Source organism: Phenylobacterium sp., from assembly GCF_025934275.1.
In the GTDB taxonomy this organism is placed as follows: Bacteria; Pseudomonadota; Alphaproteobacteria; order Caulobacterales; family Caulobacteraceae; genus Phenylobacterium.
The window spans coordinates 1-5,728 of sequence record NZ_JAICYI010000098.1 but is presented as its reverse complement, the minus strand read 5'-3'; the positions used below and the strand labels follow the sequence as shown (position 1 = coordinate 5,728).

General features: G+C 67.5%; 5 protein-coding genes and 2 pseudogenes. All 7 read right to left on the bottom strand.

Annotation, left to right across the window (positions count from 1 at the left end):
- A pseudogene (locus Q0W60_RS17150) lies at positions 1-1,658 on the bottom strand (DNA-directed RNA polymerase subunit beta); the annotation flags it as partial.
- A gap of 605 nt (positions 1,659-2,263) precedes the next feature.
- Entirely contained in the window at positions 2,264-2,656 is a 393-nt protein-coding gene (rplL, locus tag Q0W60_RS17145) for a 50S ribosomal protein L7/L12 (protein WP_297697295.1), read from the bottom strand.
- A 43-nt stretch (positions 2,657-2,699) separates the two neighbouring features.
- Complete coding sequence (gene rplJ, locus Q0W60_RS17140; RefSeq protein WP_297697294.1) at positions 2,700-3,215, bottom strand: 50S ribosomal protein L10; 516 nt, start codon at positions 3,213-3,215, stop codon at positions 2,700-2,702.
- A 342-nt stretch (positions 3,216-3,557) separates the two neighbouring features.
- Complete coding sequence (locus Q0W60_RS17135; protein WP_297697293.1) at positions 3,558-4,202, bottom strand: VOC family protein; 645 nt, start codon at positions 4,200-4,202, stop codon at positions 3,558-3,560.
- A gap of 103 nt (positions 4,203-4,305) precedes the next feature.
- A complete protein-coding gene (locus tag Q0W60_RS17130) occupies positions 4,306-4,806 on the bottom strand; it encodes a GNAT family N-acetyltransferase (protein ID WP_297697292.1) in 501 nt (166 codons plus the stop codon).
- Between the two features lie 69 nt (positions 4,807-4,875).
- Positions 4,876-5,565: a 50S ribosomal protein L1 gene (rplA, locus tag Q0W60_RS17125; protein ID WP_297697291.1), complete on the bottom strand. Its 690-nt coding sequence runs from the start codon at positions 5,563-5,565 to the stop codon at positions 4,876-4,878.
- A gap of 2 nt (positions 5,566-5,567) precedes the next feature.
- A pseudogene (gene rplK, locus Q0W60_RS17120) lies at positions 5,568-5,728 on the bottom strand (50S ribosomal protein L11); the annotation flags it as partial.

Genomic DNA, 5,728 nt, shown 5'->3' with positions numbered 1-5,728 from the left:
GTCAGACCGCCCGGGCCAAGCGCCGAAAGGCGGCGTTTGTGCGTGATTTCAGAGAGCGGGTTCGTCTGGTCCATAAACTGCGAAAGCTGCGAGGAACCGAAGAACTCCCGCACTGCGGCCGCCGCCGGCTTGGCGTTGATCAGGTCGTGCGGCATGACCGTGTCGATGTCGACAGAGCTCATCCGCTCCTTGATCGCCCGCTCCATTCGCAGCAGTCCGACGCGGTACTGGTTCTCCAGGAGCTCGCCCACCGAGCGGACCCGGCGGTTGCCGAGGTTGTCGATGTCGTCGATCTCGCCGCGCCCGTCGCGCAGGCCGACGAGGGTCTTCAGGACCGCGATCACATCGTCCTTGCGGACCACGCGGATGTCGTCCGGGCAGTCCAGCTCGAGCCGCATGTTCATCTTCACGCGGCCGACCGAGGACAGGTCGTAACGCTCGGAATCGAAGAACAGCGACTTGAACATCGCCTCGGCGGCTTCCACCGTCGGCGGCTCGCCGGGGCGCATGACGCGGTAGATGTCGAACAGGGCATCGTCGCGGGCGGCGTTCTTGTCGACCCGCAGAGTGTTGCGCATGTAGGCGCCGAGGGTGAGCTCGTCGACGTCAAGGACGTTGATCGTCGTGAAGCCCTGCTCCTCCAGCGCGGCGAGCAGCGCCGGGTCCAGTTCGTCGCCGGCCTCGGCGTAGATTTCGCCGGTCTCCGGGTTGACCAGGTCGGCGGCCAGGTACTTGCCGGTGAGCGCCTCGGGCGGCAGCAGCAATGTCTTCAGGCCGCTGTCGGCGAAGCGCTTGGCGTTGCGCGCCGAGATCTTCTGGCCGGCGGGCGCGATCTCCTCACCGGTGTCGGCGTCGACCAGGGCGAAGTCCGGCTTCACGCCGCGCCAGCGATCGGGCTTGTAGGCGGTGGTCCAGCCGCCCGCCTTGCCCTTCTTCTCCGGCCGCTTCTCGTAGGAGATCGTGTCGTAGAAGGTGGAGAGGATCTCCTCCCCGTCCATGCCCAGCGCCATCAGGAACGTCGTGGCCGGCAGCTTCCGCCGCCGGTCGATACGGACGTAGACGATGTCCTTGGCGTCGAACTCGAAGTCGAGCCAGGAGCCGCGGTAGGGGATCACTCGCGCGGCGAACAACAGCTTGCCCGAGGCGTGCGTCTTGCCCTTGTCGTGGTCGAAGAAGACGCCCGGCGAACGGTGCATCTGGGAGACGATCACCCGCTGCGTGCCGTTGACGATGAAGGTGCCCTTCTCGGTCATCAGCGGGATGTCGCCCATGTAGACATCCTGCTCCTTGATGTCCTTCACGGAGCGGGCGCCGGTCTCCTCGTCGGTCTCGAAGACGATCAGGCGGAGCTTGACCTTGAGCGGCGCGGCGTAGGTCATGTCGCGCTGCACGCATTCCTCGACGTCGTACTTCGGCTCCTCGAACTCGTAGGAGACGTACTCGAGCACCGCGCGCTCGTTGAAGTCCTTGATCGGGAAGACCGACTTGAAAACCGCCTCCAGGCCCTCGTCGCCGCGGTCGGCGGAGCGGACCTCGCGCTGCAGGAACTGCTCGTAGGAAGACCGCTGAACCTCGATGAGGTTCGGCATCTGCACGGCTTCGGGGATGCGGCCGAACGACTTCCGGATCCGCTTCTTGCCGGTGAAGGTTTGCGCCATGTTGTTCCCTTGGGACGCGAGCGGGACGGAGTCCCGGCGTCTGGTCTGGTTTCCTGCGTCCACCCTCGGCTCTCCGCCGGTTGGCGGAGCGGACGCCGGATTGGCTCCCTGGTGACGTCGGGAGCGCTCCTTCGCATGGTCGGAGGGCGGCGGACCATGCCTCGGAGCAACACGCGCGAAAGCGGTGCGGGAATCGAATGATTTCGCGAAGGGAGCCGAAATAGGCGCTTTCCGCCCCGGAGGGAAGCCCCCGGCCGGCATTTCCGAACAAAAAAGTGAGGCGACGCGGGGTGGAGTACCTCACGTCGCCTCTTTTTCTCGGGCGTGTCCCGAGTGTGCTAGCTTCCGATAGTCTACGCTGGTCGCGCACACTCGAAACCACGAAGGCGGCCGGAAGTTCCAACCCGTTCAGCCGCCGTTCATGTTTGTGACAGGGAGGCGTCCGCCTTCTCCGCCCAGGCGAAACCGAGAGGCGGAGACGCGCCGGCACGGCCAGCACTTCCCCTGTCAGGAGAAAAAACAAGGCCGGGATCGCGCCCCGGCCCCGCCGATGGTCTGAATCCCGGCGTTCGCCCGCATGAACCGGGCGCCTGCCGGCGCCGCGCTCATTTGATCTGGACGGAGGCGCCGGCCTCCTCGAGCTTCTTCTTGACCTCCTCGGCCTCCTGCTTGGAGACGTTCTCCTTGACGTTCTGGGGGGCGCCTTCGACGAGGTCCTTGGCTTCCTTCAGGCCGAGGTCGGGACGCACCGAGCGGACTTCCTTGATCACGTTGATCTTCTTGTCGCCGCCCGCGGTCAGCACGACGGTGAACTCGGTCTGCTCTTCGGCGGCTTCGGCCGGGGCTGCGCCCGCGCCGCCCGCCCCCGGAGCGGCGGCGACCGCCACCGGCGCGGCGGCCGAGACGCCCCACTTGTCTTCCAGCATCTTGGAAAGCTCGGCGGCTTCCAGGACGGTCAGGGCGGACAGGTTGTCCACCAGCTCTTGCAGATTGGCCATGGTTTCGGTCCTTGAACGATAGGGTTGGCGGGAAGATGACGCGTTAGGCGGCGTCCTTGGTAGCGAAGGCGTTGAGCACCCGCGCCAGCTGGCCGGCGGGGGCCTGCAACACGCCCGCGACCTTGGTGGCCGGGGCCTGGAGAAGGCCGATGATCTTGCCGCGCAGCTGGTCGAGCGATGGCAGGCTGGCGAGCGACGTGACCGCCGCCTTGTCCAGCACCTGCTCGCCCATCAGCGCGCCGATCACCGAGAACTTCTCGTGGTCCTTGGCGTACTGCGTGGCGACCTTGGCGGCCGAGACCGGATCCGGCGCGAAGGCGATGGCGACGGGGCCCTTGAAGAGGGCCTCGCCCGCTTCGCCGAGCGAACCGTCCAGCGCCTTCCGGGCCAGGGTGTTTTTCACCACCTTGAGCTGCGCGCCTTCGTGGCGGAGGCGGCCCCTGAGATCGGTCATTTCCGCAACGGTCAGACCCAGGTAGTGGGTCACGACCACGGCGCCGGCGGAGGTGAAGACGCCCTTCAGCGCCTCGACGTTCTCCTGCTTTTGAGCGCGGTCCATTGCGGCTCCTTTGAGGTCGGTTCGACGCCCGGAACAGCCCGCACGCCGCATGGTTCGGCGCGCCCCGATCGTCTGGGGCTCCGCCGGTCGAACCTGTCCTTGAGAAGCCGCAGCCCCGCGCCCGGCCGCGCACGCGCGGCGATGCGGAAGCGTCATCTTCCCGTCTCCCGGCGGCCGGGGAAGGGCTCTCCCCCGCGTTACGGCTCCAGGCGGCCCCTGGATCCCCGCAGTTCTCGGACAGGAGCAAGGGAGCGAACTCCCCTGCCCGCCCCGTCTTGCGGCAGGGCGAAACTCTAGAAGGGCGGCCACATACAGGAGCCGACGCGCAAAATCAAACCGGGATTAATCGGTGCGCCCGCCGAAGCTGATCAGGTTGCCGTCGGGATCGCGCACGATGAAGCCGCCCTGGCCCTGCCCGTGCCACGGCTCGCGCCGCAGGGCCTGGTGGAACGACGCGCCGCGCGCCTGTAGCTCGACAAACAGCTGCTTGGCGTGGCTCACCCAAATGGAGGCCGATAGCAGGTCGGGGTCCCGCGAGCGATCGACCACCGGCTGATGCACGAGGCGGAGGTCGAGCAGCGCAGCGTCCCGCACCACCTGGCCATAGAAGGGCGGCTCGCCGTAGGTGAAGCCGATCTTGAAGCCGAGCTGGTCGACATAGAAGGCGAGGCTGCGCTGGAAGTCGGTGACGAACACGGTCGGTTCGATGTTCAGGAGGATCGGCTGAGAAGGATAGTCGGCGCGGGATTCGTCCGTCATGCGGGGTTGTCCTTGCTTCAGCGCCCGCCAGCTCTCGTATCCAGCGCGGCGGGCCACAAGCGCCTGGGCGTCGGCGAGCCGGAACGGGTGATCGAGGACCTCGCCGTCGGTCAGGTTGGCGAAGCCTGGCAGCACATCCCAGATGATCGCCGCGACGGTATGCCGGCGCTCACGGTGCCAGCGGACATAGAGCTTGGCCTGCTTGCGGAGGTTCTCGACACTGGACATGGCGCGCTACGGGATACGAATCGTAGGCGGGCATGGCCCCGTCGGCTTTCGCCGGTGCGCCCTACAGCGCGGGAGGTAGCTTGGTCGCCCCGCAGCCATTCTGTCAACGCACAACGAACCTGAGGATCGCTCCATTCCAGCGGTCGTCATCCTGATCGCGCTCGTCCACGGCGCCGGTCGCGATCTGCGCCGCGACGCCGCGCCAGAAGGCGAGCGCGCCGGTGTTCCTGCGCGCCACGGCAAGCTCCCACAGGCCGCGCCGCGGACAGATGGCGGCCAGCGCGGCGGCCCGGCCGACGCCCTCGCGGCGGTAGTGCCGGGCGACGAAGAACTCGCCCATGTTGAAATCGGTGGGAAGACCGGAGTGAGCATGCCGGTCGATCAGCGCGAAGCCGGCGATCCTGCCGTCGGCGCGGATCAGGTAGGGTTGCGCGCCAGGCTCCGTCCAATAGGCGGCGAGCGGCGGATAGCTCCCGAAGCGGCCGTCTTCGCCGAAGTCCGTCCGCCGCGCCTCCCAGAAGTCCGCGAAATCGTGCACGTAGAACTGGAACAGGTTCTCGACGACAGCGCGTTTGTCGGCCGCGGATTCCAGGCTCACCTGCATGAGGGTCTCCCAAATGCAAAAGGAGCGGCGTCGCCGCCGCTCCTTGATAGGCCCGATCGCGGCCAACTCTCAGGCGCCGAAGGAGCCGGCGTCCACCTTGATGCCCGGTCCCATGGTCGAGGAGAGGCTGATCTTCTTGATGTAGGTCCCCTTGGCGCCGGACGGCTTGGCGCGGTTCAGCGCCTCGATCAGCGCACGGACGTTGGCCGTGAGCTGCTCCTCGGTGAAGGAAGCCTTGCCGACGCCGGCGTGGACGATGCCCGCCTTCTCGACGCGGAACTCGATGGCGCCGCCCTTGGCGTCCTTGACCGCCTGGCCGACATTGGGCGTCACGGTTCCGACGCGCGGGTTCGGCATCAGGCCGCGCGGGCCGAGCACCTTACCGAGCCGGCCGACGAGGGCCATCATGTCGGGGGTGGCGATCACCCGGTCGAACTCCATGAAGCCGCCCTGGATGCGCTCCACCAGGTCTTCGGCGCCCACGATGTCGGCGCCGGCGGCGGTGGCCTCCTGGGCCTTGGCGTCCTTGGCGATGACGGCGACACGGACGTCACGGCCGGTGCCGGAGGGCAGCGAGACAACGCCGCGGACCTGCTGGTCGGCGTGGCGCGGATCGACGCCGAGGTTCACCGCCATCTCGACGGTCTCGTCGAACTTGGCGTTGGCGTTGGCCTTGACCAGCTTGACGGCCTCGGGAAGCGCGTGAGCGACGCTCGTGTCGCCTTCCCACTTCTGCTTGCGCTTGGGTTGCTTGGCCATGCTCAGCGCTCCACGATCTCGAGGCCCATCGAGCGGGCGGAGCCCTCGATGATCCGGGCGGCGGACTCGACGTCGTTGGCGTTGAGGTCCTTCATCTTCTTCTCGGCGATCTCGCGCAGCTGGGTGCGGGTGACCCGGCCGGCGGTCTCGCGGCCCGGCGCCT